35 protein-coding genes and 1 pseudogene are annotated in these 26,942 nt (G+C 62.6%); 9 read left to right on the top strand and 27 right to left on the bottom strand.

All coding sequences use genetic code 11. The features are described 5' to 3' along the window. Positions 1-116: 116 nt before the first annotated feature. Positions 117-1,043, bottom strand: a complete 927-nt coding sequence (locus AC5JDC_RS05305; RefSeq protein WP_495839778.1) for a LysR family transcriptional regulator — start codon at positions 1,041-1,043, stop codon at positions 117-119. Positions 1,044-1,134: 91 nt separating this feature from the next. Here AC5JDC_RS05305 and AC5JDC_RS05300 point away from each other — a divergent pair, with 91 nt between their 5' ends. The 4 genes from AC5JDC_RS05300 (at position 1,135) to AC5JDC_RS05285 (ending at position 3,888) form a co-directional block, all read left to right on the top strand. After that, positions 1,135-1,593, top strand: a complete 459-nt coding sequence (locus tag AC5JDC_RS05300) for an ester cyclase (RefSeq protein ID WP_495839776.1) — start codon at positions 1,135-1,137, stop codon at positions 1,591-1,593. Continuing rightward, the gene (locus AC5JDC_RS05295; protein ID WP_495839774.1) at positions 1,593-2,519 is read left to right on the top strand and encodes an NADP-dependent oxidoreductase; all 927 of its coding nucleotides are present in this window, start codon (positions 1,593-1,595) and stop codon (positions 2,517-2,519) included. Before AC5JDC_RS05300 ends, AC5JDC_RS05295 begins: the two co-directional genes overlap by 1 nt. Positions 2,520-2,650: 131 nt before the next feature. After that, positions 2,651-3,649: an MBL fold metallo-hydrolase gene (locus AC5JDC_RS05290; protein WP_495839772.1), complete on the top strand. Its 999-nt coding sequence runs from the start codon at positions 2,651-2,653 to the stop codon at positions 3,647-3,649. 5 nt (positions 3,650-3,654) lie between these two features. Continuing rightward, entirely contained in the window at positions 3,655-3,888 is a 234-nt protein-coding gene (locus AC5JDC_RS05285; RefSeq protein ID WP_495839770.1) for a LysR family transcriptional regulator, read from the top strand. Between the two features lie 57 nt (positions 3,889-3,945). Here AC5JDC_RS05285 and AC5JDC_RS05280 read toward each other — a convergent pair whose 3' ends face one another. Beyond that, positions 3,946-4,938 carry an SDR family NAD(P)-dependent oxidoreductase gene (locus tag AC5JDC_RS05280; RefSeq protein ID WP_495839768.1) on the bottom strand — a complete coding sequence of 331 codons (993 nt, stop codon included), beginning with the start codon at positions 4,936-4,938 and terminating at the stop codon, positions 3,946-3,948. 187 nt (positions 4,939-5,125) lie between these two features. Between AC5JDC_RS05280 and AC5JDC_RS05275 the strand changes: the two genes are divergently transcribed. Then, the gene (locus AC5JDC_RS05275) at positions 5,126-6,049 is read left to right on the top strand and encodes an AraC family transcriptional regulator (protein WP_495839766.1); all 924 of its coding nucleotides are present in this window, start codon (positions 5,126-5,128) and stop codon (positions 6,047-6,049) included. Between the two features lie 220 nt (positions 6,050-6,269). On the opposite strand, the gene AC5JDC_RS05270 is transcribed toward AC5JDC_RS05275, so the two are convergent. After that, positions 6,270-6,887, bottom strand: a complete 618-nt coding sequence (locus AC5JDC_RS05270) for an FMN-dependent NADH-azoreductase (protein WP_495839764.1) — start codon at positions 6,885-6,887, stop codon at positions 6,270-6,272. Between the two features lie 55 nt (positions 6,888-6,942). Further along, positions 6,943-7,731, bottom strand: coding sequence for a DODA-type extradiol aromatic ring-opening family dioxygenase (locus AC5JDC_RS05265; RefSeq protein WP_495839762.1), 789 nt, complete (start codon positions 7,729-7,731; stop codon positions 6,943-6,945). 78 nt (positions 7,732-7,809) lie between these two features. On the opposite strand from AC5JDC_RS05265, the gene AC5JDC_RS05260 reads away from it, so the two are divergent. After that, positions 7,810-8,709, top strand: coding sequence for a LysR family transcriptional regulator (locus AC5JDC_RS05260; RefSeq protein WP_495839760.1), 900 nt, complete (start codon positions 7,810-7,812; stop codon positions 8,707-8,709). 260 nt (positions 8,710-8,969) lie between these two features. Here the strand turns inward: AC5JDC_RS05260 and AC5JDC_RS05255 are convergent, their stop codons facing one another. The 5 genes and pseudogenes from AC5JDC_RS05255 to AC5JDC_RS05235 all read right to left on the bottom strand — a co-directional run bounded on the left by AC5JDC_RS05255 (position 8,970) and on the right by AC5JDC_RS05235 (position 12,075). Continuing rightward, positions 8,970-9,467 carry an ester cyclase gene (locus AC5JDC_RS05255; protein WP_495839758.1) on the bottom strand — a complete coding sequence of 166 codons (498 nt, stop codon included), beginning with the start codon at positions 9,465-9,467 and terminating at the stop codon, positions 8,970-8,972. A 39-nt stretch (positions 9,468-9,506) separates the two neighbouring features. Continuing rightward, the gene (locus tag AC5JDC_RS05250) at positions 9,507-10,409 is read right to left on the bottom strand and encodes an SDR family oxidoreductase (protein ID WP_495839756.1); all 903 of its coding nucleotides are present in this window, start codon (positions 10,407-10,409) and stop codon (positions 9,507-9,509) included. Next, the gene (locus AC5JDC_RS05245; protein WP_495839754.1) at positions 10,406-11,131 is read right to left on the bottom strand and encodes an SDR family oxidoreductase; all 726 of its coding nucleotides are present in this window, start codon (positions 11,129-11,131) and stop codon (positions 10,406-10,408) included. The genes AC5JDC_RS05250 and AC5JDC_RS05245 overlap by 4 nt, the downstream gene beginning before the upstream one ends. 95 nt (positions 11,132-11,226) lie before the next feature. Next, a pseudogene (locus AC5JDC_RS05240) lies at positions 11,227-11,433 on the bottom strand (hypothetical protein); the annotation flags it as partial. Positions 11,434-11,721: 288 nt separating this feature from the next. Next, positions 11,722-12,075: a MerR family transcriptional regulator gene (locus AC5JDC_RS05235; RefSeq protein ID WP_495839752.1), complete on the bottom strand. Its 354-nt coding sequence runs from the start codon at positions 12,073-12,075 to the stop codon at positions 11,722-11,724. 78 nt (positions 12,076-12,153) lie between these two features. On the opposite strand from AC5JDC_RS05235, the gene AC5JDC_RS05230 reads away from it, so the two are divergent. Together AC5JDC_RS05230 and AC5JDC_RS05225 are read left to right on the top strand one after the other, a co-directional pair. Further along, on the top strand, positions 12,154-12,969 hold the full coding sequence (locus tag AC5JDC_RS05230) for an oxidoreductase (RefSeq protein WP_495839750.1): 816 nt from the start codon (positions 12,154-12,156) through the stop codon (positions 12,967-12,969). A gap of 173 nt (positions 12,970-13,142) precedes the next feature. After that, entirely contained in the window at positions 13,143-13,496 is a 354-nt protein-coding gene (locus AC5JDC_RS05225; protein ID WP_495839748.1) for a hypothetical protein, read from the top strand. Between the two features lie 300 nt (positions 13,497-13,796). Here the strand turns inward: AC5JDC_RS05225 and AC5JDC_RS05220 are convergent, their stop codons facing one another. Further along, a complete protein-coding gene (locus tag AC5JDC_RS05220) occupies positions 13,797-14,693 on the bottom strand; it encodes an SDR family NAD(P)-dependent oxidoreductase (protein ID WP_495839746.1) in 897 nt (298 codons plus the stop codon). 4 nt (positions 14,694-14,697) lie between these two features. Continuing rightward, complete coding sequence (locus tag AC5JDC_RS05215) at positions 14,698-15,255, bottom strand: TetR/AcrR family transcriptional regulator (RefSeq protein WP_495839744.1); 558 nt, start codon at positions 15,253-15,255, stop codon at positions 14,698-14,700. A 134-nt stretch (positions 15,256-15,389) separates the two neighbouring features. On the opposite strand from AC5JDC_RS05215, the gene AC5JDC_RS05210 reads away from it, so the two are divergent. Then, positions 15,390-15,584, top strand: coding sequence for a hypothetical protein (locus AC5JDC_RS05210; RefSeq protein ID WP_495839742.1), 195 nt, complete (start codon positions 15,390-15,392; stop codon positions 15,582-15,584). Between the two features lie 174 nt (positions 15,585-15,758). On the opposite strand, the gene AC5JDC_RS05205 is transcribed toward AC5JDC_RS05210, so the two are convergent. From AC5JDC_RS05205 to AC5JDC_RS05130, 16 genes are all read right to left on the bottom strand, one after another. Further along, on the bottom strand, positions 15,759-16,211 hold the full coding sequence (locus tag AC5JDC_RS05205; RefSeq protein WP_495839740.1) for a CopG family transcriptional regulator: 453 nt from the start codon (positions 16,209-16,211) through the stop codon (positions 15,759-15,761). Positions 16,212-16,219: 8 nt separating this feature from the next. Further along, complete coding sequence (locus tag AC5JDC_RS05200) at positions 16,220-18,205, bottom strand: conjugal transfer protein TraG (RefSeq protein WP_495839738.1); 1,986 nt, start codon at positions 18,203-18,205, stop codon at positions 16,220-16,222. A 25-nt stretch (positions 18,206-18,230) separates the two neighbouring features. Continuing rightward, positions 18,231-19,970 (bottom strand): relaxase/mobilization nuclease domain-containing protein, encoded by a 1,740-nt coding sequence (locus tag AC5JDC_RS05195; RefSeq protein WP_495839736.1) that lies wholly within the window; start codon positions 19,968-19,970, stop codon positions 18,231-18,233. 244 nt (positions 19,971-20,214) lie between these two features. Next, positions 20,215-20,979, bottom strand: a complete 765-nt coding sequence (locus AC5JDC_RS05190; RefSeq protein ID WP_495839734.1) for a lytic transglycosylase domain-containing protein — start codon at positions 20,977-20,979, stop codon at positions 20,215-20,217. Between the two features lie 3 nt (positions 20,980-20,982). Next, on the bottom strand, positions 20,983-21,330 hold the full coding sequence (locus tag AC5JDC_RS05185) for a DUF736 domain-containing protein (RefSeq protein ID WP_495839732.1): 348 nt from the start codon (positions 21,328-21,330) through the stop codon (positions 20,983-20,985). 45 nt (positions 21,331-21,375) lie between these two features. Then, a complete protein-coding gene (locus tag AC5JDC_RS05180) occupies positions 21,376-21,921 on the bottom strand; it encodes a S26 family signal peptidase (protein ID WP_495839730.1) in 546 nt (181 codons plus the stop codon). Beyond that, positions 21,918-22,436, bottom strand: coding sequence for a DUF2840 domain-containing protein (locus AC5JDC_RS05175; RefSeq protein ID WP_495839728.1), 519 nt, complete (start codon positions 22,434-22,436; stop codon positions 21,918-21,920). The genes AC5JDC_RS05180 and AC5JDC_RS05175 overlap by 4 nt, the downstream gene beginning before the upstream one ends. Further along, positions 22,433-22,687, bottom strand: coding sequence for a hypothetical protein (locus tag AC5JDC_RS05170; RefSeq protein ID WP_495839726.1), 255 nt, complete (start codon positions 22,685-22,687; stop codon positions 22,433-22,435). The genes AC5JDC_RS05175 and AC5JDC_RS05170 overlap by 4 nt, the downstream gene beginning before the upstream one ends. Then, entirely contained in the window at positions 22,684-23,322 is a 639-nt protein-coding gene (gene parA / locus AC5JDC_RS05165) for a ParA family partition ATPase (protein ID WP_495839724.1), read from the bottom strand. The genes AC5JDC_RS05170 and parA overlap by 4 nt, the downstream gene beginning before the upstream one ends. Before the next feature lie 208 nt (positions 23,323-23,530). Next, positions 23,531-24,418, bottom strand: coding sequence for a replication initiator protein A (locus tag AC5JDC_RS05160; protein WP_495839722.1), 888 nt, complete (start codon positions 24,416-24,418; stop codon positions 23,531-23,533). Between the two features lie 11 nt (positions 24,419-24,429). Next, positions 24,430-24,711, bottom strand: a complete 282-nt coding sequence (locus AC5JDC_RS05155) for a helix-turn-helix transcriptional regulator (protein WP_243979105.1) — start codon at positions 24,709-24,711, stop codon at positions 24,430-24,432. A gap of 138 nt (positions 24,712-24,849) precedes the next feature. Next, on the bottom strand, positions 24,850-25,383 hold the full coding sequence (locus AC5JDC_RS05150) for a DUF2285 domain-containing protein (RefSeq protein ID WP_495839720.1): 534 nt from the start codon (positions 25,381-25,383) through the stop codon (positions 24,850-24,852). After that, positions 25,295-25,606 (bottom strand): transcriptional regulator domain-containing protein, encoded by a 312-nt coding sequence (locus tag AC5JDC_RS05145; protein WP_495839718.1) that lies wholly within the window; start codon positions 25,604-25,606, stop codon positions 25,295-25,297. Before AC5JDC_RS05145 ends, AC5JDC_RS05150 begins: the two co-directional genes overlap by 89 nt. 124 nt (positions 25,607-25,730) lie before the next feature. Continuing rightward, positions 25,731-25,994: a DNA -binding domain-containing protein gene (locus AC5JDC_RS05140; protein ID WP_494700102.1), complete on the bottom strand. Its 264-nt coding sequence runs from the start codon at positions 25,992-25,994 to the stop codon at positions 25,731-25,733. 129 nt (positions 25,995-26,123) lie between these two features. Further along, a complete protein-coding gene (locus AC5JDC_RS05135) occupies positions 26,124-26,369 on the bottom strand; it encodes a helix-turn-helix domain-containing protein (protein ID WP_008830084.1) in 246 nt (81 codons plus the stop codon). Between the two features lie 190 nt (positions 26,370-26,559). Continuing rightward, a complete protein-coding gene (locus AC5JDC_RS05130; RefSeq protein ID WP_495839714.1) occupies positions 26,560-26,889 on the bottom strand; it encodes a DUF736 domain-containing protein in 330 nt (109 codons plus the stop codon). Positions 26,890-26,942 lie beyond the last annotated feature (53 nt).

Raw genomic sequence — 26,942 nt, 5'->3', positions numbered from 1 at the left:
ACAAAGACAGGTGAACGGCGGAGTAGAAGACCTACGCCTTAATCACCACGAGCATTCGCGCTGTGATGCGGGGCTCACACCGTTGCACGCAGCGCATCTGCGACAACCATTTCGAGCTAGGCTGCTGATGCGGCGAACGTATCAGGAAATGCGGCGGCGACGCAGCTTCGAAACCAGCGCTGGGCAGGATGCGTATCATTCCGGCGGTGCCAGGACATGACGAACTGAACGGGTTCGAGTTCGAGCGGCGGCTTCAACACGGCCAACTTGTCTGCATGACCCGATGCGGAGACGACGCCTTCCATAACGGTGGCGATCATATCGGAAGATGCGATCAGCGCAGGTGCGGCGTACATATGTGGCAGCGTCAGGGCCAAACGCCGTTTGAGGCCCATATTCGCCAATGCGACATCAACAACGCCAAAGCGCTCATTTTCTGGCGAAACGAGAAGGTGCGACTGCGACAGGAAGTTTTCGAGACTGAGTTCGGAGCCAGCCGCAGGATGGTTCTTTCGCAGGATGCAGATGAAGTGCTCATCGAACAGGCGAACGTTGAGAATGCGACCCGTTGGAGTTGGTGGTACGCCAATCGTCAGGTCCGCTTCGCCACCATCAAGCATGTTTATCGCATCGTCGCGATTGGTGAAGTTACGGACTTGCAGCGTAATGCCCGGCGCCTTGTTGCGGAGTATCGCAACCAGGCGAGGAAGGAGAAGGAATGTGGGGTGATCCGACAAGCCGACGGTCAGAGCGATTGTCGATGTCGATGGATCGAACTCATGGGTGAATTCCAAAGTCCGCTGAATCTCACCAAGGGCGCGGGTGATCGGTTCAGCAAGATCGAGGGCACGCGGCGTAGGTTGTAGCCCGGTCGGACTGCGTACGAATAGTTCGTCGCGCAGGAGCGTGCGAAGGCGAGAGAGCGCGGCGCTCATTGCAGGCTGCGTCCGTCCGATCCGTGTCCCGGCGCGGGTGACGCTGCGTTCCGCCATCAGAGCGTCGAAAGCGACGAGGAGGTTGAGATCGATGCCGTGTAAATCCATTCTGTAAATATTGCCACATATCGCATATCGATTTCAAGTATGTGCAGCGACGCCGTATTTTCAGGGCCACTCAACTCAAGAGGACACCCTGATGACAATAGAACCAGGAACCGTGGTTTCAGGCCTAACAGCGGAGGAGCGCACCGCTGTAGAGACCTTCTACAAAGCGTTCGAGGGCCGACCCGAGCTTCTCAACGAAGCGGTCACCGAGGATTGGCAAGACATTCCGCTTGCTCCCGGTCAGCAGCCTGGCCGTGAGGGCATGAAGCCCTTGATCGACGGGTTCAAGGCCGCATTCCCCGACACAAAAGTTAATTTGCACGAGATCATCGGCGCGGGCGGCCGCGTCGCTGTGCGTGCATCGATTTCGGGTACGCATCTCGGCGATTGGTTTGGCGTTGCGGCCACTGGCAAATCCTTCGAGATGCCGATCCACGAGTTTCATCACATCACCGACGGGAAGCTGACCCATACCTGGCATCTGGAAGACTGGCTCGGATGGCTCTTCCAGGTTGGTGCTTGGCCGGCTGGCAAGCAGGAGACGGTGTGATGAAGGCTGTTCGTATCAATGGCTACAACGCTGCTCCGTCGCTCGAAGAGATCGCCAAGCCAGTCCCGGGCGCCGGGGAAGTTCTGGTGCGGGTCAAGGCTGCCGGCCTCAATCCGCTCGATGTCAAACTCCATCGTGGGTATATGGAGCAATTCTTCCCCCTGCAGTTTCCGTACACGCTCGGCACCGACCTGGCGGGTAGCATCGAAGAAATTGGCCCGGATGTCTTGGGATGGTCGATCGGCGATCAGGTTGTCGCAAGAACAGACCCAACGGCAGGCGGCGCGATTGCCGAGTATGTCGTGGTGCCCGCGGGTTATCTGACTACGGCGCCGTCGACAGTTCCGCTGGATGACGCGGCTGGAATCCCGACAGCCGCCGGCACGGCGTGGCAGGCGCTGTTCGAAAGCGTCAATCTGACGAGTGGCCAATCTGTGTTGATCCATGCGGGTGCAGGTGGCGTCGGAAGTTTCGCGATCCAATTTGCGCGCGATGCAGGCGCCCGAGTGACTGCGACTGCTTCCGGCGACGGGGTCTCCATTGCGCGGCAGCTAGGGGCGGACAAGGTGATTGACTATCGATCGTCCGATTTCACGAAGAACATCTCCGATGCTGATGTCGTGCTCGATACGATCGGCGGCGATACGCAGCATCAGTCCTACAGTGTGCTCCGCGTGGGTGGCAATCTCCTCGCCACGGCCATGCCGCCGGACGAAGCGTTGGCGAAGGCGCATAAGGTCGAAGCTGGCTTTGTTTTTCACGCTTCCGACGGTGAACGCCTGCGGCGCGTGGTGGAGGCGATCGACACGCGCGGAGTGACGATCCTGATTGACCGCAAGGTGCCGCTGGATCGCTTCGCCGAAGCATTCGCACACCAGGCATCCGGGCGGGCCCGCGGCAAGATCATCGTCGAAGTCGACGCCTGATTTCCAAGGTTGGCAGCCGGCTTGGCGCCGGCTGCCAACCTCGATCGTCTGATCAACGGCAATTCCACTCAGCCGCCGAAACGATCGGCAGCGACCACCAAGCCAAGAGCGCAGAACACAGGAGACGTGTGATGGAGACTGAAAGCAGGCTGCATGCAGACAGACGCGATGTGCTGAAGGTGGTGGCCCTGGCTGGATTGGCCGGCATCATTCCATTTCCCGCCAGCGCGCAGGAGCAGGAAGTCAACTTCAAATTGCCGGCGCGGCCTTTACCAGTCGTGGACACGCGATACCCCGCTGAAATCGCGCCGGGCGTTTTTCTTATTCCAGATAAGCGGATTCCGCTGGTTCCGAACATCGGGATCATCATCGGCACGGAAAGCGTACTTGTGGTCGATTGCGGGCTTGGAGTCTCAAGTGCGGAAAACGTCCTTCGGCTAACGCGAGAGCTCGCGCCTGGAAGAAAAATCATTCTCACTGTCACGCACGCCCATCCGGAGCATGGGTTCGGTGCTCAGGTTTTCAGGAATGACGCCCGCATCTACTACAACAGTGCGCAACGCGATTACTTCGCGCGCTCGGGGCAGGCCTTGCTTGACGGCTTCAGGGCCGGTGTCCTGCCTGAGGGGCAGAAGCACTTGCTGGACGGCATCGTCCTGACGCCGCCGCATGAAACCTATGACACAGCGGAATCGACGCTGGACCTGGGCGGCCGCGAGGTTCGGCTGAAGACGTGGGGCACCGCCCATTCTCCGGGAGACCAGATCGTCTTCTTTCCAGGCGAGCGCATCATGTTTGGTGGCGATCTGCTCGAAGAGCGGATGTTTCCAATCGTGCCGTACTTCCCGCCGATGATCGGCGCAGGAGACATCGATCTGGCCAAATGGGCAGTGGCGCTGAACGATATCATTGGACTGCAGCCACGCGTGATCGTGCCGGGTCATGGCAATCTCGGGGGCACCGAGATGCCTGAGTCAATCCTGGGCTACTTCCAGTCGCTCCAGCTTGTCGCGCAAGCTCGGGGTACGTCGGACGCCGACGCCCAACGACGTCTCCGAGATCAATATCCCACCTGGGAGAACCCCGAGTTTATCGGTCCAGCGGTCCGGTTCCTTCGGCAGCGCGGATAGGCCCCTTGGGGAAGAGCTATGCGATCCCGGTAGCGGAACAGGGCAGCTTCCGGCATGCCGCAGAGATCCTCAATCTCTCCTGGTCGACCGTGATTCGTCTGGTTCTATTACTGGAAAGACGCCTAGGCGCTCCGCTTTATCGATCGCGACAAAGGCGGTGCGCATTTGACGCCAATCTGCGGCCGCGAAAGGCGCCAAACTCAAGTGTCGGAGAAGCGGACACCGCGGACGCCACATAGGTGGGGTCCTTGCCAACGACCGGCGCTCCGCGAAACTCGGCCAGCTAATCGGAGATTCTAAAAGTGCTCGCCGACCATCTCCTCGCTCTTGGCCCAGAGCGCCTTGGCCCTGTCGCCGTCGAGCGCGTAGGGCACGACACCGCCCTCGCTTCCCTCACCAGTCAGTAGTCCGGCCACGTGGCAATCTTCGCAGTAACGGCCGCCGACTTCGTCGGCGGGCGCCACCGCCGCGGCCCAAACGGACGTTGCCGCACCCTGCGGTATCGACTTGTATGCCATGAGGACGACGCCATGCGCCTTCTGGGTGTAGTCGATCATCGCCGTGATCTTCTCGGCCGAGTCTGATGTCATGTGACGGCCGAGATCGGTTTCTTGAACGACGCCGGGGTGGATCGCCGTTGCGCGCACGCCGCGCTCGCGGTGGCGCCGATCGAACTCGACTGCGACGAGGATATTGGCGGTCTTTGAGCGCCCATAGGCAACCAGCTCATCATAGGGCGTCCGTTCGAAGCTGGGGTCGTCGAGGTCGACATCCGAAAAGCGGTGCCCGCCGGACGACACCATCACCAGCCTGCCGCCTGCACGCAGCAGCGAGGCGATGCGGTTCACCAACACGAAATGGCCGAGATGGTTGGTCCCGAACTGCGTTTCGAATCCGTCGCGCGTCTGGCCTTGCGGAGTGGCCATTACTCCTGCATTGGCGATGATGATGTCAAAGGGGCGACCATCCGCCAAGAGCGCGTCGGCGCAGGCGCGCACGTTGGCAAGTGATGCCAGGTCCAGCTCGACGAGCTCGATGCTGGCGCCGGACACTTCAGCCGCGGCCCGTACCGCCGCGGTGGCGCTGTCTGCCTTGGCGAGATCACGGGCGGCTCCGACGACATCTGCTCCGCGGGCCACGAGCGCACGCGCCGTTTCGAGGCCGATACCTGAGGAGACGCCGGTCACAAGGATGCGCTTGCCGGTGAGATCGACGCCGGCGAGCACATCGTCCGCCGTTGATCGTGCTCCGAAGGTTTGGGTCTGGTGGGCTGTTTCGGTGTTGGTCATATGAGCTCTTCCCGTGTTGGTGTTGGCCGGCGACGCGTCGAGCCGCGCCGATCTGGTCCAAAAGGTGGGAAGAGACCTTGGCCCGCCGAAGTCCGTTCCTATCCAAGTCTTGCCTAATTCTATCAAAATTAGTCCGTGCGCCGTACCCGAGACTTGTTCTTGCGATGGACAAGAGTGATGTTGCGGCATGCAGGAACAGATCAGCCGCATACGCCGGATCGTCGAACGTCACGCCGAGGGTGAACAGCCCGCGACGATGCTGCCGCGTGTCAGGCTCTATGTTGGCCGCTCCACAACGACGGCGACGACCGGCGTATATGAGCTCTCGTTGTGCATGGTCTTCCAGGGCGCCAAGCAACTGGTGATCGGCGATCAGGTGCTGCGCTATGATCCCGCCAACTACTTCGTCGCCGCCGTGGAGGTTCCCGCCTCCGTCTGCGTGTCGGAAGCGACACCGTTGCAGCCTTATGTCGGTGTGAGCATGATGCTGGATCCAACGACGCTTGCGTCTCTGGCCCTAGAGATGCCCGATCGCGCGGAGGATCAAGGCGTCGGCTTCGCCGTGAGCGCGGTCACGCCAGAGTTGCTCGATGCGTTCGCGCGGCTCCTTTCCCTTCTCGACGTACCCGACGATTTGCCGGTGCTCGGGCCGCTGCACGAGCGGGAGGTGCTTTACCGACTGCTCCAGGGGCCGCATGGCGGGGCGCTTCGCCAGATCGCGCGCGCCGACAGCCGCTTGAGCCGGGTGCGCCAAGCGATCGCCTGGATGCGATCGCATTTCGCAGAATCTCTCTGCGTGGAGGAACTGGCTGAATTCGCAGGGATGAGCCCGGCGTCATTTTATCGTCACTTCAAGGCGGCGACGACGGTAAGCCCGCTGCAATATCAAAAGATGCTCCGTCTGCAGGAAGCGAGGCGATTAATCCTGGTCAACGGCGATGCCGCAGGCACGGCCCACAGGGTCGGCTATGAGAGCGCGTCGCAATTCAACCGCGAATATTCTCGCATGTTCGGCGCGCCGCCCGGCCGAGACTTGAAGCGTCTGCGTGCCGGCTTCAAGGATGCGGGCGACGTACTGGATCGTCCCGGCCGGAAAGCGGGGCGCGTTTGACGCTAGTGGGCGCGTGCTTCCTCAAAGACGCGTCGCCTGGCGCTGCGTTATTGGCGCCAAGCTGCTGAAAACCTACTCGCGGCGAGGCAAAGCGAGATTGTCATGTCGATCGGCGTGCACAATGCTTCCCCGGGGCGGCCGCCAGCAATCCTCATCGACACTTCAGCGACAGCGCGGCCGGCCGCTCTTGCTAATTCCGTGATCGCCGCGTCTGCAACGCCTAGACGGCCGCAGCCGCCTCAATCTCCGGAAGGAACTTTGCGAGAAACACTTCACGGGTGATCTGCCCCATATCGACTGCCTTGGCATTGCCGCCGGCGACCACGGTGACGTCCCCGATACCGATGATCTTCAGGATCATGCGCAGGTACGTCGTGGCCAGGTCGAGGTCTCGGATAGGCGAACCCTCGGTGTAAACCCCGCCTGATGCCATCAGGATCGTACACTTCTTGCCGTGAACCAGGCCGTCGCCTGCGAACCCAAGGGTGATGCCCTTGCGAACGATATGGTCGATATAGGCCTTGAGATTGGCCGGCACGTTGTAATTGTGGACCGGGGTTCCAATTGCGATGTGATCCGCTTCAAAAATTTCGGCGACCAGTTCATCGGACAGCTTCATCAATTCCTTCATCTCGCCCGTATGCTGCTCGACCGGCGTGAAATAAGCGCCGAGCCAGGGCATTGTCAGGAAGCCCAACTCCGTCTTGATGAGATCGCGTTCGATCACGCGACCATCGGGATTATGCGTCCGCCAGTCCGCCACGAATTGGGCAGTGAGAGCGCGGGACATCGAGTGTTCGCCCCGGGGGCTTGCTTCGATGACTAACAGGGTGGCCATGCTTAGTTCCTTCTTGAGTTGATCGCGCCGGTTGTTGCCGGCGGAGTGGAAAGGTTCAGCCGAAGCGGAATCCCGAGATCGGCTTGCCGAGGACGTGGCCGTGGAACGCAACCGTCCCCGCCTCGCCAGAAGCGGCGCCGGCTGCGACCATCAGCGGAAGGAGATGGTCTTCATGCGGCTGCGCATGCCGGGCGCCGGGCGCGGCTTCCCAGTTAATCAGCAACTGCTCGCGTGTGGCGGCCAGGGTAACCGCGTCGCGAAGCCAGGCGTCGAACGCTTCCGCCTCGGGATCAGTGGCCGTCCCGCCAAGGCCACGCATGTTATGGTAGGTCTGGCCGCTGCCGATGATGAGGACACCTTCGCCGCGCAACGGCCTGAGCGCTCGACCGATCGCAAGATGCGCTGCCGGCTGGAGGCCGCGCTGCATCGACAACTGCACGACCGGCAGATCAGCATCCGGGAAGGCGATCTTCAGCGGCACGAACACGCCGTGATCATATCCCCGCTCGCCGTCCACTCCGCTGGGGATGCCGCTGGCACTCAGGAGCTTACTAACGCGGCGGGCAATCTCAGGCGACCCCGGTGCCGGCCAGGTCAGCTCGTACGTGTAGCTGGGGAAGCCGTGATAGTCGAACAACAGCGGCGGCGCTGGGGATGTGTTGACGGTCGGCACCGCCTCTTCCCAATGCGCGGATACGACAAGTAGCGCCCTCGGCTTGGTGTCGAGCGCACCGGAGAAACCGAGCAGATAATTTTCGAGAGAACTCCACGCCGTGCGCATCGGCCCTGGCCGCAGGAAAAAACAGGGGCCACCGCCGTGGTTGATGAAGAATGTCGGTTGCATTCCCAACCAGATAAGCCTCTATGTATCCCATAAAAAGAGATCAAATTGTGATGGCTTCTATCGGTTGGAGTGATGGACTTGATCGGCAACCTCACGCTTGATCAACTGCGAGTGCTTCTTGCGGTCAGCAGCAGCGGCAGCTTCTCGGCGGCTGGACGCTCTCTTGGCCGGGTCCAGTCAGCGATCAGCCAGACGATCCGGACACTCGAGGAAACCCAAGGCGTGGCGCTGTTCGACCGCCGCAGCCACAAGCCTACCCTCACCCCCGTCGGCGAGGTGCTTGTCGAGCAAGCGCGTAGGGTCGTCGCCAGCGCGGACCATTTCGAGGCCATCGCAGCAGGTACGAAGATCGGGCTCGAGCCCGCGCTGAACCTTGCGATCGATCCGCTTGTCCCCACGGAGCCGTTCATCGACAGCCTGCGTGCGCTGCGTGATATATTTCCAGATCTTCCGGTCTCTTTTTCTACAGAGGGTGTCGGCGGAGCCGAGCGTCGACTAAGAGATGGCTCGGCATCCCTGGCGATCTGCCTGCTCCTGCCGGTTGTTCCCGATGATTTGGCAGCTTACCCACTCGTCGAACTCAACCTCGTCCCCGTCGCCGCCGCGGAACATCCGCTGGCGCAGCTCGGACGACGGCTCGACCGTGCCGATCTCGAGGAGCATGTCCAACTGGTCCTATCCGATGCTGTCGGCGTTCACGGCCCCAGCTACGGTGTCGTGGGCAGCCGGGTCTGGCGCTTCGTCGACCTGGGGCGTAGGCTCGACTTTCTGCTGGCCGGCTTTGGCTGGTGCAAAATGCCTCCCTACCTGATCGAGCGCTACCTGGCGGACGGGAACCTTGTGCTATTGAACATCGCTGACGAGGACCTCGCGCCGACGGGTACACTCCCCGTACATGCCGCACATGTTCGAAACCAGCCATTGGGGCGCGGCGGGAGTTGGCTTCTTGACGATCTGCGCAAGAGGTTGATGACCTGACTATGTGCTAGAGTCGGCGGCGCCACTTCGATGCCCCGGTTCCTTGCCGCCGCCGTTCGTCGCCTGCCCGAGTCCGCGCTGACCAGCAGACGCGGCGCTGATTAAGCACGGCTGAATTCGCCGCCGCGCGCTCACGCGCACAAGGCTGGCGAGCTGGAGCCGTGCATCGCCAAAACGCGCGAGCGATTCTTCAGCACCTTGCAATGCACCAAGCACTGCCTTCCGATAACGCGATGGTACGCCTTTTCGTATCGCAGGGGCTATTGCTCGCCACGAAGCTGACGCACGGCTCGCCCCCAGTCCTCGATGTGATAGGTGCGAACGATCTTCCCACCCTCTACTTCATGGACGTCGAGCGTCATGATTGCGAAGGACCGCCCTTCGGGCGCAATACCCATAAACGGTTCGGTCGGCGCCCCTGTCGCTTGGCTGCGAACGATAATCCGGCTGCCGGAGACGAGGATTTCTCTGATGTCGAACCGAAAATCGGGGAGCCGAGCGATGCGGGCGCTCCAACGCGCGATCGTGGCGTCCCGCGTTTCGCATGCGTCGTTGGAGCTGCAATTCTGCCAGTCCGGCGAGGTCGCGGCTTCCAGCCGAGAGCGCACCTCGTCCGCCCTCGAAGCCGTCAAAGCCTCATAGAGCGGCCTGACGATAGTGGCCGCCTCAGTCGGCGCGATCGTTTGCAGACTTGCCGCATCTGGTCCTTGAGCCGTCAAGGCAGCAAGCGCCCCGGCGGCGAACGTCAACTTTTCCATGGCTGGTTTTCCTGATGACGGGAATGGTCGGTCCGACGCTCAAAATGCCGGTGGGGTAAGGTCGGAGAGGCCGAATTCTTCTAGAAGTGCGGCTTGTCGCGCATCCTGAATGGCCAGGATGTCCTCGACACCCTTCTTCTGGCCATCCACGAAAATGCGGTATGGCCGTTTGCCGACCGGCTTGGTGAGCGCGTCACGCAGAGCTTCACCCACGGCCGTGGCGTCCAAGGACCCGCCGTTGGCGTCATCGATGGCCTGCAGCCGCTCACCGAGGGTCTCGGCCCTGGCGGGAAGTTCGCCATACTGGGCGACGATCGTTGGGAACGCTGGCGCGACGGCGTGAGCAAAATGCTCGGTTCCCGTGGTAAACGCCCCCGGGACAATGATGATGGTGTCGATGCCAAAGGGCCGCGTCTCCATGCCCATTACCTCCGCCAGAACGTCCCCGGCAGCCTTGGCCGCGGCGTACGGGCCCAGGAATGGCTCCGAAATGTGGGCGGTCGTGCTGCCGGTATAGACAAGCGTGCCGCTGCGCTGCCGACGCATGACCGGCAGCACAGCGCGGTTGACGCGCAGCCACGACGTCGCGTTGGTATCGAAAATCCTTTGGAGCTGGTCTGGATCGAATGCCTCGGTAATGCCGGTCATGAGCATGCCGGCATTATTGACGACGACATCGATCCGGCCTTGCTCGACCAGGATCTGATCAACGGCGGCGCGGCAACTCGCCTCCGACAGGACGTCGAGATCCACGATCCGCAGGTCAATATTCTCGGCGGCGGCCAGATCACGTATTGCACTGGCTCGCTTCTCTGCATCCGGCCGTGCCAGTCGCAGACCCGCATACACGGTGTGTCCGGCGTGTGCGAGAGTTGTTGCAATGGCGTGACCGATGCCGGATCCCGCACCGGTCACGACAATGATCTGGGTGTCCTCGGTCATGCGATGCCTCCATTTGCGCGCACGACCTGGCCGTTGATCCAAGCCGCTTCTGGAGACGCCAGGAAGGTCACAAGATTGGCGATATCATCGGGTCGTCCGATGCGCTTCTGCGGGGCCATGGCAGCCATGCGATCAATATCGGCGTCGGACTTTCCGCGTAAAAACAACTCGGTCTCGACCGGGCCAGGAGCGATGGCGTTCACCGTTATGCCACGCGATCCGAGTTCTTTGGCGATGACGCGGACCATGCCTTCGACGGCGCCCTTCGTGGCATTGTAGATGCTGTAGCCGGGAGCGTTCAGGGCGAGCGTGGTGCTCGAGAAGCCGATCAGTCTGCCGCCGTCGCGCACTTGGCGCGCGGCCTCGCGAAAGGCGTTGAACGTGCCGCGCACGTTGGTTTGAAAGTGTCGATCGAATTCTTCGTCGGTGGCGTCTGCGATCGCAGACGGCGCCATCACGCCAGCGCTCGCAACGAGGACGTCGACGCCGCCGAAGGCCTTTGTGGCCGTTGTGAACAGGTCGCGAACGTCCTCACCGGACGAGACGTCGGCGCCTACCTTGATGGCCGTTCCGCCAAACGCCTCGATCTCACGGACTGTCGTCTCGGCATCTGCCGTCGAGTTCGCATAATTGATGACGACCGCGTGACCCTGGCGTGCCAGCGCGATTGCGCTCGCTCGGCCGATGCCCCTCGATCCTCCGGTAATGACGGCAGTTTTCATGGCTCTCACTCGAGTTGTTCAACGCTCGGGTCAGAATAGGCGTGCGTGGCACATTCCAGAAATCGATACTTGATATGCTTATTCATCGATGTCGTTTATGAGCGTCGTCCGCCTGCATTTACGGGCGCATTGCCTGGCGAAGCAGCAAATGGACGCGCCGCGCCGCGCTTGGGCGCGATATCTTCAGAAATCTCCTGCCGAAGCTTCGGCCCGTGAGCGACTCGCCGGCCGAGGGCGGTCACGAACACCTCGTAGCGCTCGACTGCTTTCGAGCGCGCCGCAGCCTGTGCGGGCTCGGGTAACCCAAGCGCCCGCGCTTCTGGAGGGATAGAGCGGCAATGCCGAGCCAGTGCGCCCGGGATCACCAGCTTTGCCAAGCAGCAACGCCGCAATCTTTGCCCATTCAACGTCGCTCAATTCATATCGGCTGGCTGCCATCCAGAGACTCCGTGCTTCAACGGCTGCCTATCAATCAGCCTTAAAGCGATTTGGGAATCCTGAATGTCGATTCGTCCTAGTGCGGTCGCGAGATCATGGCTCGCGAGCCTTGAAGTCAGCTATATCGCTCAGGTGATGGCTGGTTCGGCAGCTTATGCGCTCCGGTAACGTTGGAGTTTTTCGCAAATGAAATCTTCGATCTCGCGCAGCGCGGCCTGTTTTTCCCGAATTACTACAAGTCGGGTTTCAAGGAACTCGATCGTCTGCCTCCTGCTGGGACGCACCGAACCATAGGCCTTCAACAGCGGCCCGATCTCCTTGAGCGAAAAGCCGAGCTGTTGAGCTTGGCGAACATGTTCGATCGTCTCTAACACAGTGGGATCATAATCGCGGTAAACCCGACTTCCCGCCTGGCGGGGCCTCGAGGCGATCAATCCCATCTCCTCATAGTGCCGGATGCCGTCCTTCGACATGCCCGCCATCTTGGCCAATTCATTGATGAGCACACAGCACCTCTTGACTGTGGGGTATCCCCACAGTCTATCTGATGTGTCACTCGTTGAAAACAGCAGGAGTGACATGCATTGGACAAAACTTCGAAACTCGTTGCCCTTGTCACGGGGGCTTCGTCCGGTATGGGCAAGGATATCGCTCGTCGCCTCATTACCGAGGGCTACACGGTCTATGCCGCCGCCCGCCGGGTCGAGCGGATGGCGGATCTTCAAGCCGCAGGCGCAACCGCCGTCGCGCTCGATGTCACCGACGATGCCTCGGCGATTGCAACGATTGATCGGATCCTGCGGGAGCGGTCGCGGATCGACGTGCTGATCAACGCGGCCGGATATGGCCAATATGGCGCTCTCGAAGACGTGCCGATTACCGAGGGACGGCGCCAGCTTGAGACCAACCTGATCGGGCTCGCGCGGATCGTGCAGCTCTGCCTGCCGCATATGCGATCGCGCGGCTCCGGCAAGATCGTCAACATTTCCTCGATCGGGGGGAAGTTCGCGTTGCCGCTTGGAGGCTGGTATCATGCATCCAAGTTCGCGCTTGAGGGCTATTCCGACGCGCTTCGCAACGAGGTCCGACAGTTCGGCATCGACGTCATTGTGATAGAGCCGGGTGGAATTGCCTCTGAGTGGGAGGGGATCGCCCGGGAAGAAGCGGAGCGGCATTCAGGCAATGGCGCCTACGCAGACATGGTCACCAAGCTCAGCAAGATGCAGGGCCGGAAGGCTCCACCCCCAAGCCTCGTCTCCGACTTGGTCGTGCGTGCACTGAAGGCAAGACGACCGGCGGTTCGATACAGCGGAGGTTTGATGGCGCGCCCCTTACTCTTGTTGCGGCGCCATCTATCGGACCGGATGTTTGACCGCCTGGTGATGGTAGCGTTCCGATGACGGCTATCGGCGCAATCTTCTTGCGACGCCGCGCGAGCGGAACGCGTTCAACGTTAATGCCGTGCTTTGCGCATTGATTTCAACTACGACGCTTTCTCGGCCAATGCCCGTGGTAGAACAGTTAAAATGGCGATCAACAAGGCTTTCTAAACGCGTCGGGATTTTCTGAAGGATTGTGGTATGAGCTCTCGCGGCTCAATATTCATGTGAAGATCATCGAGCCAGGCTTTGTCCCATCAACGAACTTCGTCGCCCAGACGCGATGGCATTCAAATACACCAATCCCCGATCCCGCCTACAGAGCTTATGCGGATCACATGAACACACTCATGATGCATTTCGCCGAAACCGAACCGACGACATCGCAGCAGGTCGTAGCCGCCATGGTTGAAGCTGCCGAAGATGGCAAAGATCAACTGCGATATATCGTGGGGATCGAAGCCAATAATCTCTCAAAGGCGCGTAGGGAAACATCGGAAGAAACGTACATCTCGGCAATGCGCGCCGCCTTTCTACCGCAGCCCTAGTCCCTCTTCGCCTCGATCCGGTCAGAAGAGCCGGGAAGCAAGAGCGATGCTTCATTGCAATCCTTCAGATCGAGGCCAGTGGCATTGATGCGAAAGGCCTCCTTGACGAGTCAGGCTATTTTGGCGCCTGCCGCCTCGATCGAAAGGCCTCTCCGCTTACGAATGTTCGAGACACAATTGCGCCCGTGCTCTGAAGCGATCTGTTGTGCGAAGCCGTCACCAACGTAGGTCCTCAACTGCGGAGTTGTCGGGAATCGTGGCCGGCGGATTGGCGTGCCGGCGGGCGATAGGATTATCGGGTCAACTCCGTGCTGAGAGAGTGTCCTTGGGATCGGTCTTTGGGATATAGCGGCGCAGAACAGCAGCGAGCAGCCGGTCCACGACCCTGTCAGGAAGCATGTTCATGATGCCGATCAGGGCGGCTTCGCTGCCCACGCCATAGCGGGTGCGGGGCTTGCGCGAAGTAATTGCCTTGGCGACGACATTGGCTGCGACGGAAGCCTTCACCCCCGTTTTGTCAGCTGCTGCCGCTTGTGCGGTTACTGCATGGATAAGAGAGCCATAGCGTTCGGTCTGTTCTGGCGTCATTTCGGAGGCTACGTTGTTCGCCGTAGCAATCGCCCGACCCGATATTTTAGTCTGGACAGCTCCCGGCTCGATGACGACCACGTCAACGCCCAAAGGGGCCAGTTCCCTACGAAGGGAGTCGCTCAACGCCTCCAGCGCAAACTTTGCACCGCCATACGGGCCGTAAGTTGCCATAGCGACTCTGCCACCCACGGAGCTGATGTTGATGACTCGGCCTTTGCTGCGGAGAAGTGCCGGCAGCAATTTTTGCGTCACCGCGATGTGGCCGAAGTAATTTACTTCGAATAGCCTGCGCCACGCATCAAGGTTGAAAACCTCAATCGGGGCGTTGGCGCCGATGCCAGCATTGTTGACGATCGCCCGCAATGGTCTCCCAAGCGGGTCGGCATCAATGCGATGAGCGAGGGCTGTGACATCCTCCATGCGTGTTATGTCGATAAACACCGGTTCGATGTTCGGTCCTTGGATGTGATGTGCGTCCTGTTCGCGCCGCACACCGGCGAGAACAAGATAGCCACGCCGAGCCATTTCTTGCGCGATGGCCGCGCCGATTCCGCTAGAGGCCCCGGTGACAACAATAAGTTCTTGCGTGTCGCGCGACCTCGTCATGGAATTATCCTTTGTTCAGCGGAATAGCTGCGAAGCGCTCAGCCAAGATCTGAGTGCGCTGCTCCAGAGCCGCAATTGATGGTTGATCGGAAAGCAAACCGTCCATTGCCAAGAGGAAAACCTCCGCGCTGGCTTGGTCGCCCAAAATAATCGTCACGCTGCCAAGCACGACTTCGCGGTAAAGCGCCTCGCTCTTCGGAGCGATTTGCGCGCACGCCTCGAGGAACTCGCTTCCCATCGGTGTACAGATCATCTCCGCCCAAGGCTCCAGAACCATGGCGCGGCAGACGATGAGCAGGCGGTCACGGGGATGTCCTGGATCGGCAGCTGCTTCTTCTGCCCTAGGCCGCCTGGAAATGAGCCAATCGATGAAGACCGCCTCGTAGATTTCGCTCTTGTCCTTGAACGTCCGGTACAAGAGCGTTCGGGAGAGATTTGCCCGCTTGGCGATGTCCTCAAGTGACGTCTTGGTGAAGCCGAAATTCAAGAAGCACCAGCGCGCAGCTTCCAGGATTCTGGTCCGGCGTACGGCACTATCGGAGTCTGAAATTGGTGCAGGCATATGCGCATTGTGACAAAAAACGCATCTGATGTCAATATGTAATGCTGGAAGTACGTCGTGACAGGAGGGGCAGTCATCGACCAAATATTGGATTTACGTCTACGTCACGACCAAAGACCGCGATGTGCTTTCGCATGGCCTATCGTCTGAATGCATGGGTCTCCAGCCAAGGGGCAGATATCATTCCCCTCGTCGGCGTGCGCACTGTCGATCGGCTAACCGAAGCACTTGCGTCGCCCTTGCAGTTGACCGAGGAAGCCCTCTCCGAAATCCAGAATATCGTTCCCGATGATGCTGTTGCAGGTGGGCGCTTTATGGTCGCGCACTAATCAGCCTGTGTCAGTGATACTGGGTGCGAGTCGGGCGCCTGCGTGGGTCATGACAATGATGACCTGCTGAAGACAGTCATCAGAGCATCTTCTAGCGGGGAAATCGGAGGGGGAACCGACGTGCCGACCATGGGACTGAACTTGCGGCAACGTAGGATGGGGCGTGTACCAACCCTATCTTTCGACCGCGTTTGTGCGGGTGTCGATAGACGAGGGCAGGTCCTCGGAAATCTCCTGCCGAAGCTTCGGCCCATGAGCGAGTCGCCGGCCGAGGGCGGTCACGAACGCCTTGTAGCGCTCGCCTGCTTTCGAGCGCGCCGCAGCCTGTGCGGGCTCAGGTAGCGGCGGGTTTGTCGTCAGCCAGAAGCGGATGAACACGGCGAGCGTCTCAACGGCTATGCCAAGGTCGCGTTCCATGCGCGCCATGCGACGGTCGAGCTGATCGAGCCGCTTCGTCGTTGCCGCCTCCTGCCGTTCGGCAGCATCAGGTGACAGGAAGGAGGCGATGCCGGCTTCCGCGATCAGCGAGAGGGATTGATCGCGCCGGGCGGCGTGCGCGGCGAGCGCCTTCATGACGTCTGGTTCGAGATACACCGATAGGCGCTGCTTTTTGGGAGGCTTTGCCATGGTGTCTCCTAAAGCTCGATGCCGTCGTCGGGATCGAGCGACGCCTGGCGCGCGACTTGGCGCATGGTCTGATTCAAGCGGGAGAGACGCGCGGCGTCCTCATCGGCGTCGTCGCGGGGATCGATCTCGAACTCGTTTTCGATGGGTGGCTTAGGCTCGACGGGTTTCGAGCGGCTGAGCTCCGGCTGGTGCCGGCGCTCAGAGTCCGTCGTATCCTCGTCCTCCGATGCGTCGCCGCTGACGGCCATCGCGACCGCCGGCACCGCCGGCAGGGCCAGCGTGCTCCAGTCGTCGGATTGGGCCTTTGCCGGTTTCAACAAGTTCGGCGGCGGCAGGATGCGCTCCTGAAACCGGCGATCCTCATAATATCGCGCCTTCTTCGCGCGGATCGGCGGGGTGCCGGCGACCATGACGATTTCGTCGGATGGCGGAAGCTGCATTATCTCGCCGGGCGTCATCAGTTGCCGGGCTGTCTCCGAGCGCGAGACCATCATGTGGCCCAGCCAGGGCGACAGGCGATGACCGGCATAGTTCTTCATCGCGCGCATCTCGGTCGCGGTGCCGAGCGCGTCCGAGACACGCTTGGCGGTCCGTTCGTCATTGGTCGCGAAGCTGACGCGGACATGGCAGTTGTCGAGGATCGAATTATTCGGCCCATAAGCCTTCTCGATCTGGTTCAAGGACTGGGCGATCAGGAAGGCTTTGAGGCCGTAGCCGGCCATAAAGGCCAGCGCGCTTTCGAAGAAGTCGAGGCGGCCCAGCGCCGGGAATTCGTCGAGCATGAGCAGCAGCCGGTGGCGATTGCCCTTCGCATTCAGATCCTCCGTAAGCCGTCTACCGATCTGATTGAGGATCAGACGGATCAGTGGCTTGGTCCGATTGATGTCCGACGGCGGCACGACGAGGTAGAGCGTCGTCGGATGCTTGCCGCCGGCAATGTCGGTGATGCGCCAGTCGCAGCGCCGCGTGACCTCGGCGACGACGGGATCGCGGTAGAGGCCGAGGAAAGACATGGCGGTGGACAGCACGCCCGATCGCTCGTTGTCGGATTTGTTCAGCAGCTCGCGGGCCGCACTGGCGATCACCGGATGGGGTCCGGCCTCGCCGAGATGGGTCGTCCTCATCATGGCGGCCAGCGTCGAGTCGATCGGCCGCTTCGGATCGGAGAGGAAGGCGGCAACACCCGCCAAGGTCTTGTCGGCCTCGGCGTAAAGGACGTGCAGGATCGCGCCGACCAGCAGCGCGTGGCTGGTCTTCTCCCAGTGGTTCCGCTTCTCCAGCGAGCCTTCCGGATCGACCAGGATGTCGGCGATGTTCTGAACGTCGCGGACCTCCCACTCGCCGCGGCGGACCTCAAGCAGAGGATTGTAGGCGGCCGACTTCGCGTTGGTCGGATCGAACAGCAGCACGCGGCCGTGCCGGGATCGAAAGCCCGCCGTCAGCGTCCAGTTCTCCCCCTTGATGTCGTGGACGATGGCCGAGCCCGGCCAGGTTAGCAGTGACGGCACGACCAAGCCGACACCCTTGCCGGATCGCGTGGGAGCGAAGCACAGCACATGCTCCGGACCATCATGGCGGAGATAGTCGCGCTCGAACTTGCCCAGGATGACGCCATCCGCGCCCAGCAGGCCCGCGGCACTCACTTCGCGAGCAGCGGCCCATCGGGCGGAGCCGAAGGTCTCGGCGTTCTTGGCTTCGCGCGCCCGCCAGACGGACATGCCGATCGCGACGGCAATGGAGATGAAGCCGCCGGACGCGGCGATATAGGCCCCCTCGATGAAGATCGGCGGGGCATAGGCATCGTAGAAATACCACCACCAGAAGAAGGCGGGGGGATAGTAGATCGGCCAGCCAGCCAGTTCGAACCACGGAAGTCCAAGCTGGGGCTGAAAGCCTAGCCGATAGGCTGTCCACTGCGTCGCCGCCCAGGTCGTCATCAGCACGATCAGGAAGACGGTGAGGATCTGGCCCCATAGGATTTTGGTCGCCGACATGGCGGGCACTCCTTTCTTGATTGGGCTACATGCCGAGGCCGCGATTGCGGCCGAAACTCCAGTCGACGCCGCCAGCGCCGCGCGAGACGCCGGAGACGTGCTGACCGATCTGGCGTTCGAGGGACGGCGACCAGGGCACGAGCTGAAAGCCGAGGCCGTCGTCGATCATGGCGAAGCGGCCCGACGCGAGCGCGAAGCGCTGGCGGTAGGTGCCGCCCACATATTCGCCAGCCGCGGCCTTCGAGAATTGCCGACCGGTCTCGGCCGCAAGCTTCTCGCCAAGGGCGTCGACCTCGCGCTGGCGCAGCGTGTCGATCAGCCCCGGTGAGAAGCTGATGCCGCGCGTTTGCCGCTCGGCGAGACCTTGGCCGACGAGATGGTCGGCACGGCGGTCCATAGCCTCGCGCACCTCGGCGCCGAAGCCGCCACCGCCGAGCGCGACGGGCTCGCGGGCGATCGCTTGACGGTCGAGCCATGTGGCGCCGGTCGCGTGAACTTGCCGTTCGATGTCAAGATCGGAGCGGACTGCGAGCGCGACGCGACGTCGTCCCTGCGCGTCGTCGTACTTGCGCAGCTCCACGATCGAACCCGGCGCGCTGTCTCCGGCGGCGTCGAGGTCGGGCAGCTTGATGTGGTGGGTCCGTCCGTCGGTTCCATCGACCACGGCGTAGGCCGTGCCCTTCAGCTCGTCGTCGAGACCGCGATCGACCAACCGGCCGACGACAGGATCGTTGATGCTCTCGCCGGCGAGCACATAGCTCGCGGCGCCGCGCTCGATGCCGCGTTCGGTCAGCCCGCGATGGATGCGTTTGATGATGTCGCCACGCTCGCCCAGCTCGCGCAGCGTCGCCTCGGCATTCTCCGATACGACCCATTGGCCGGGGCCGATCTGATCCGCAAGGCCGAGTGTCTCCAGCTTCCGCAGCCGGCCGACCTTCATCGCGTGGAACTCGTCGGGCTGGCGATTAGGATGCGGGGCGAGATCGACGACGCCGGTGCGATAGGCGTCGCGCGAAAGTTGGCGGTCGAGATTGGTCCAGCGTTCCGACTCGATCTGGCGTTCGAGATCGCGGCGTATCTTGTGATCGGTGCGCGGCCCCAGCTCTTGGGTGACGAGATCCTGCGCGCGGGCGCGCATGCCTTCCTTGATGTAGTCGCGCGAGATGACCAGGTCCTGGCCGTCATCGGTGCGTCCCCGCAGGATGATGTGGACGTGCGGATTATCCGTGTTCCAGTGATCGACACCGACCCAGTCGAGCTTCGTGCCGAGGTCTTTCTCCATCTGCCCCATCAGGTCGCGGGCATAGGTCTTGAGGTCGGACATCTCCGTGGCGTCCTCGGGCGAGACGATGAACCGGAAATGATGCCGATCATCCTGGGTCCGCTCGGCGAAGGCCTTGGCATCGGCGTCCTCGGTCTCAGGACCGAACAGCCGCGCCTTCTCCCCATCCCGGGTGACACCTTCGCGCCGCAGGTAGCTGAGGTGGGCGGAAAGCGGCGCGGCGCGAGCGCCATGACGGACGACGCGCGTCTTGATGACGGTGTTGCGCGATCGGCTGGTGAGCAGCCGGTTGGCCTGGACGGCCGCGCGCTGGCCGCGGCCGAACCGCGAGCGGTTGCCCGAGCTGATCTTGCCGGAGCGCGAGACGCTGCCGCCGGCGCGCTGGGCGGCCGCCAACGCCTGGGCGATGAAGGGCCGCGCCTGCTGAGCGCGGGTCGAGCGGATGCGGCCTGGCCGGATGCGGAAATCGTCCTCGCCGCTCATGGCCGAGGTCCCGCACATCGCGCAATCGCGCGGCAATCCTTGGTGAAATGGCGGATGCGCAGCCTGCGCCGATCAGGCGCACCTCGCGCCAATGCGCCATAAGCCCCTGAAAACACACAACCGCACCAAGCCGCACCTCGCGCGCTTTTATCTCGCCATCGTTCGGTTGTGCTGCCTGCTCTTCCCGCCTCTGACGCCAAATCCGCGCCAGAGCCCGACAATGCCGCATGAAGTGCGAAGCCCCTCATCGCGGCCCCGCAGTATCGGTTCGCGCCACGAACAGACCGTCCGATCGCGGTGCAGGCAGGACCGGATCGCGCGCGGACTCCTGCGCAGAAGGTGCAGCCGGATCGCCGTCCCGCTGCCGCTGGACTGCACCCGCGCTGCTATCGACCTGCACGATGAAGAGCGGCGCGCGGGTCCAGGCGAGCGGATCGGCGGTCGCCACCGTGACGGGGGCAGCGAGATCGCCGCCGCCGATGATCGGTGCGAGAGCGGCGACATAGGCTCGCGTTTCCGCCGGCAGTTGGCGACCGGTCGCGCGATATTCCTCGTAGCGGCCGGGACCGGCATTGTAGGCCGCCAGAAAGCCCGGCGAGCCGTAGCGATCGTGCATCTCGCGCAGGTACGCTGCGCCCGCGAGGACGTTGTCGCGAGGGTCGTAGGGATCGTTGCCGAGACCATGTCGAGCGCGCAACTCGGCCCATGTGGCCGGCATGATCTGCATCAGGCCCATCGCTCCGGCCGAAGAGATCGCGCGCATGTCACCGGCGCTTTCGACCCGCATGACGGCACGAATCCAGCGCTCCGGAACGCCGAACCGTTGCGCGGCCTCGGCGATCAGGGCGGCGTAGGGATCGAGGCGAGAAGGGCGCTCGGCCGATACGGTCTGCGCATTCACGTTGGCGCAAAGCGGCGCGGCGACCAGCAGGCCGGAAAGGAGAAGGAAGGCTGTGCGCCGGGCGGTACTCGACCGCTCGACGACAGCACGATGGCGGCGGGCCGACATCGCTCAGTCCCGCTCGCTGCGCCGGGGCGGACGGTTCCAGTGCAGCCCCCAGGCGGACTTGTCGTCGGCCGACTGGAAGAGATTCGCGCGGATCGGCTGGCTGAACGTCGGATCGTCGAGCTGGAGCGAGACATAGTCGCCAGCCTTCTCGCCGGTGCGCTTCCAGCCGGCGCCGATCTCGGCGCCGGGTTCGTTATTCATGCCGTCGAAGACGTGAACGCGAAAATCTGGCGCATTCTCGGCGTCGGACGACTCGGCCGGAATGATGATGATGTCCTGGTGCAGCAGGAGCGTCGCCAAATGGCCGATGAAGCCGTTATCGTCGCATGTGAATTGACCGATCAGGGACATGATTTCCTCCTTGGGATTGCGGTGAGATTGGGAATGGGCACGTCGTCACCGCGTCGGCGCGCGCCAGACGAAGCGGCCATTGCCGTCCTCGTCGGTGTAGAGAGGGATGGCCCGGCCGATCACGGCGGAGGCGGGAAGCGGGCCGAAGTAGCGGCCGTCGAGACTGTCGGGGACCTGCCAGTTCATCAGGAACAGTTCGCCCTCGGCGACGACGCGGCAGCCCTGCCAGACAGGCAGCGGATTGCCGCGACGATCGCGATCGAGCGCATCGCCCATCGGCACGGTATCGACAGTGATGGCGAGGCCCGCCCTGCAAACCCGTTGGCCAGGAAGCGCGACGACGTGCTTGATCAGCGGCACGCCGCGCGGCAGATAACCGCCCTCGGCGAGGAAGCTTGCGAGCGGCTCGGGCGCGCGTACGGCGACCAGATCGGTGACTTCCGGGGACGGGTCTGGCGCGATGGTGTAGAGGCCGATCGGCGTGCTGGCCGACGCATTCCAGATCAGCTTCGGCGCGAACGATACGAGCGAGAGGATGCCGAGCAACGACACCGCAGCCGTCGTGGTGATGGCGTAGCCGAGCCGAGTCATGCGCCGATCCTCTGCGTCAGGAGGAAGGCGCGATGGCGCTGCATCGTGTAGGCGCGCGGCGCCTCGCCGACGGCAAGGCGGTTGTGAACGTGCCGCCAGTGATCGGGCGCGACTTCGACGGGATCGATACCGACGGCCTCAATGGCGTCGATGAGCTGGAGCATGCGCTCCACCTTCGGCCAGCCATCGACGCGCAGCAGGATGTCGCCGCCAGGCGTCACGGTCGGGATTGTCTGGCAAGGTTCGCCGGGAGCGACAGCGCGCAGGATGTCGAGGCGGGAGAGCACGGTGCCGTGCTCGTTCGCGGCCCAGCGCACCAGCGCGAAGGTCGTGCCGGGAGGGAAGAAGAGGATACGGCGACGGCGGTCGAGCACCTGTTCGCGCACCTCGCGGCCGAAGCGGATCCAGTGCTCGAGCTGCTTCTCGATCCAGACGAGTTCGACCTGGGTGAGATCGTCTGGTGGCGCGGCGGCAGCGCGGCCGGCGCGCGCGGATGCGGCGGCAAGGCCGGTCATCTGTCGTCTCCTTGGGCTGGCGGGAATTCGCGTTCGAACAGGGCGCGGAGCATGTCGGCGACAGTCTGGCCGCGCTGGAAGGCCGCGATCTTGATCCGGCCGCGCATGTCGGCGGTGACGTCGATGGTCAGCCTGGCCGAGAAGTCGTCGGCGGGCTCAGCGCGCTGCGCCTGGCGATCGGGCGCTTTGATCCAGCTCTCCGGACTACCCGGCCGGGATGCGAAACCGCGCTTGGGGGATCGTTCGCTCATGCGCCGATCCTCGCGACTTCGGCTGCGAGCGCGGCGATCTCCCGCGCGCCCGGACAATCCGCGTCCTGTTCGGCGGCGATCCGGCCGGTCTGCACGACGTCGGCAAAAATGATGCGCTGACCGATGGTGGTCGCGAGCAATGGTGGGTCGTGATCCGCAAGCGTCTCGGCGGTTTCGCGCGCGAGCACCGTGCGGGCCGCGCAGCGGTTCAGCACGAAGCGCGCGGCAAGCTGCGGACGGTAGATGCGTGCTTCGCCGAGCAGAGCAAGCATCTCGGCCGAAGCCCAACCGTCGAGGGGCGACGGCTGGACCGGGATCAGCACAAGATCGGCTGCGAGCAGCGCCGAGCGCATGAGGCTGGCGACGCGGGGTGGCCCGTCGATGACGGCATGGTCGGCATCGCGCGCCAGCTCCGGCGCTTCGCGATGCAGGGTGTCGCGCGCCAAGCCAACGACACCGAAGAGCCGCTGCAATCCCTCCCGGCTGCGTTGCTGCGACCAGTCCAGAGCCGAGCCCTGGGGGTCGGCGTCGATCAACGTGACGCGCTTGCCGCTGCGAGCCCATTCGCCGGCGAGATGCAGCGCCAGCGTCGTCTTGCCGACGCCGCCCTTCTGGTTGAGGAGCGCGACGATCATGACGGTCTCCCGGCGATCGGGGACTCGTCCACAGCGGTCGAAAACGCGGGTTCCGTTAGAAAGATTCCGTAGGAATCTAGGTTAGATAAGTTACAGGGCTCGCAAGCTGCTGATTCAGCGCGATGAATCGACGATTTCGGTCCCCGATAGCACGAGAGTCCGGTCCCCGATGGCACGATAGTGCCGGTCCCTGATAGCACGAGGCTATTCACAGCTTATCCCCAGGGCGAGTTGTCGAGCGGCGACGGCGGCGCAGGATGCCGAGCGCGTCAGGATCGGTTGGTGCGAAGGACAGGATTTCAGGGCCGCCGAGGCATTGCTCGATGGTGAGCCGGTAGCCCGGCAGCGGCTGGCGGCGGACGATGTCGCGCAGGTCGTAGGCGAAGTGCTTGAGCGGCGAGAGGCTGCCGGACTTGGCGTGGAGGTGCGGGAAGTCGAAGCTCCAGCCGAACTCCTGCTTGCCGCCGTGCTTGCGCACCAGGCGGTAAAGCCAGCGCTCCAGCCCGCCCGTGAGATCGAAGTATTTGCGATCGATCGTCAGCACGAGCGCGTCGTCGAGGACGGCGCCGTAAAACCAGTCGGGTACGATCAGTTCGAGCCCGAGCGGGCGACCGCGATGGTCGGCCTTCTCTTTCCACTCGTTGATCCAGGAGAAGCGATGCATCCGCCGCTCGGTCGGCTGGCGGATCGATGTCGCGATGGTTGTCGACTGCAATCGGTCGAGCGCGGCCTTGAGACGGTCGTAGTCGCGAAGCGACACGCCGCGGCCGATGAAGTTCAGAATTTCATAGGGGGTGGTCGCCATGAGGCGTGACGGGCGCAAGCCGACGTCACGGGCTTCGACGATCTGCGAGGCCGCCCAGATCAGGACATCCGCGTCCCAGATCGTCGCCATGCCGTGTTCGGGCACGGCTTCGACGCGGATCTTCACCGAACCCGCCTTGAAGTCGATCGGCGTCAGGCGCTTCGATTTGGCCAGAGAGAAGAACGGATAGGCCATGAGGTCCTGCGCGTCGCGCGGCGCGAGATCGCCGGGCAGCGCCCGAAACAGATCGAGCTGCGCACGCTCGTCATGCTGAGTGTGACGGGACGACATGGCAGGTCGTCTCAGCGCGGCTGACGGCCGGCAAAGCGGCGATCGGAGGGCTCCTGCCTCTTGGCGGGGAGCACGGTGCCGCGCGGATCGGAGGTCGAGCTGACGAGGCCGCGATCGGCCCAGGTCTGAAGGTCATCAATGGCGTAGACGACTCGGCCGCCGAGCTTCCGGTAGGCCGGGCCGGTGCCGTAGGTGCGGTGCTTCTCAAGCGTGCGCTCGGACAGTCCGAGGAAACGAGCGGCTTCCTGCGTGCGCAGGTAGCGTGGCGGGATGCCGGCGGTAGTTTCGGCCATTGTCGAGCCTCCGTGGTCTCGTTGGGGGCCGCTGCCGTCAGGCGGCGGTTCGAGAGCACGGTGGCGTGAAGGCGGTGGGTCGGACGATGTCGAAGATAGGAATCTAATTTCGACACGCCGCACGCGATCGACGACAGACTATGATCGGCGGGGTCGGCGTAGGAGGGAGCGGTAGCCGCCTTCGACGAGTTTCAGGCCGTCGCGCACGAGGCGGATCGTTGTTTCACGAACTGAGTTTCCGACCCACGATTTCACGTCGATCTGATGGTCCGGGAAGAGCGTTTCGCCGATGACGCGGTAGCTCGCGCCGTCATCGTGTGCGTCAACGGCCCTTAGCATAGCACGCAATCGTTGACGCCGTTGTGGCGTCAAGCGTTCGTCTGGCCGTGCTTTCCGTGCCCGTATCGTTGACCAGAAACGGTCGAGCGCGAGGATCCGATCAGGCGTGTCGTCATCCAGTATGACAAGCGCTGCGAGCGGCGTGTCGCTGATGTCTCCGTGGAGCACGATGTCGAACACCTCGCCGTCGACGACGATCCGGACAGTTCCATCGGAAGCGAAGAGCGCGGAGGGAATTTCTTTCCTAGTGACCGCTGTACCAGCGGGTAATGCGGGTGACGGAGCGAGGAGAAGCTTGAACGGATCGGCGGTAAGGGTCCAGGAGATAGCCACAGTAGAGGCATTGAGAGCCGGGTCTGTAGCGAAAAGACAACCCCCAGCGATCGGATAAGGCCCACGCCTTGTCCGGAGCGAGATGCCCTAAACGCTGTAGCGCTGAATATTCGCGTCGGTAATCGTGGTTTCTCCGCAGAAACTCCCACGCGATATCTGGCGCATTCAGATCATCAATATAGTCATAGGTCGAACCAGTTCTCCAACTTCCTTCCTCAGACATGATTTTACTCTCCTGTCCGCGCCTCTCTGGGGCGAGCGACACGAAGAACACGATTCCAAGTTGTCTTTGGCTTGGGAAGTTCGAAGGTGGCGCAACGTGATGCAGATTCCGCATCACCGCCAGATCAGTGGTAGCTCGACCGGACCAGATGGCGAAAGCCGTTCTCGGTCATCCATTTCGCGCGGGCCAGGTGGGTGGCGTAGACGCGCGCAGCCCGCTGGGCATCTTTGTCAGGGTCGAGGCCGAATATAACGGTGACCGCTTCTTCCCAGCACGCGCCGTCGGCCTCGGCATCTAGCAGTCGCAGATAGGTTTTCAGATGCTCGCGATCATAGGGCGTGAGCACCGCGCTATCAGGCGGTTGGTCTAGGAAATCTGTCTTGGTCACACCGGTCCCCTGAGGTCATTCTTATTCATTCCGGTGGCATTTGTTAACCGTGTGTCGGTTGCATCGCAGCAAAATCTGCGCCGGTGATGGCAACGGCGTACCGAAGGCATGCGGTTGGCAAGGGAGACGCTATCGCTTGTCGATTTTCCCACGAACCACCATCACTCCTTCGCCTTGGTCGGTGGTCAGGAGGAGGATGCCGTGGCCTTCAAGCGCCCGACGCACCTGATCGCGCGTGGTCTCGTACACCTCGAGTCCGCTTGCGGATTCGAGGCGTTTGAGCGCGGTCAGTGATACCTGGGCCTTGTCAGCGAGCGTCTCCTGATTCCATCCGAGCAACGCGCGTGCGGCCCGCGATTGTCGGGCGGTGATCATGCATGATCACCTCCCACTCAGACCGTCGCGCACACTAGAACTACGACTATAATAGTCGTTCTTGACGGTCGATGCTACCTGATACTGCCTTTACGGCCTTGCCTGACAGTCGCTCGAACCCAAACTGATTCGGTCGCCCACAAAGCGATCGGCCCCGCCCGGGTCAACCGGGCGGGGCGTCGCGCCGGCCTCAGTCGCCGTTGCGGCGGCCGTTCGGGCGGGACCAGATGAGGCTGAAGCCTTCGCCGTCCTCATCGTCGAAGAGGTTGGCGTAGATCGGGGCGTTGAAGCTGGGGTCGTCGAGCTTCAGGCCCAGATAGGCGCGGCCCTCGTTGGAGGTCTTGGACCAGGCGGCGCCGATCTCGGCGCGGCCGACGAAGACGCGATGGCTGGGGGCGTTCTCGCCGGTGGCGCGGGCATCGGGGACGATGCGGACGTTCTTGGTCTGGACGCTGAGAGTGACGATTTCGCCGGTGAACTCGTTGTTGCCGGTCTTCTTGAAGGTGCCGATGGTCGCCATGATAGTTCTCCTTGAACTCTGTTCCGAGCCCGCACCATTGCGGCCTCGATGGC

It is taken from the genome of Kumtagia sp. (assembly GCF_059502445.1).
This window is presented reverse-complemented; position numbering and strand designations above follow the sequence as displayed.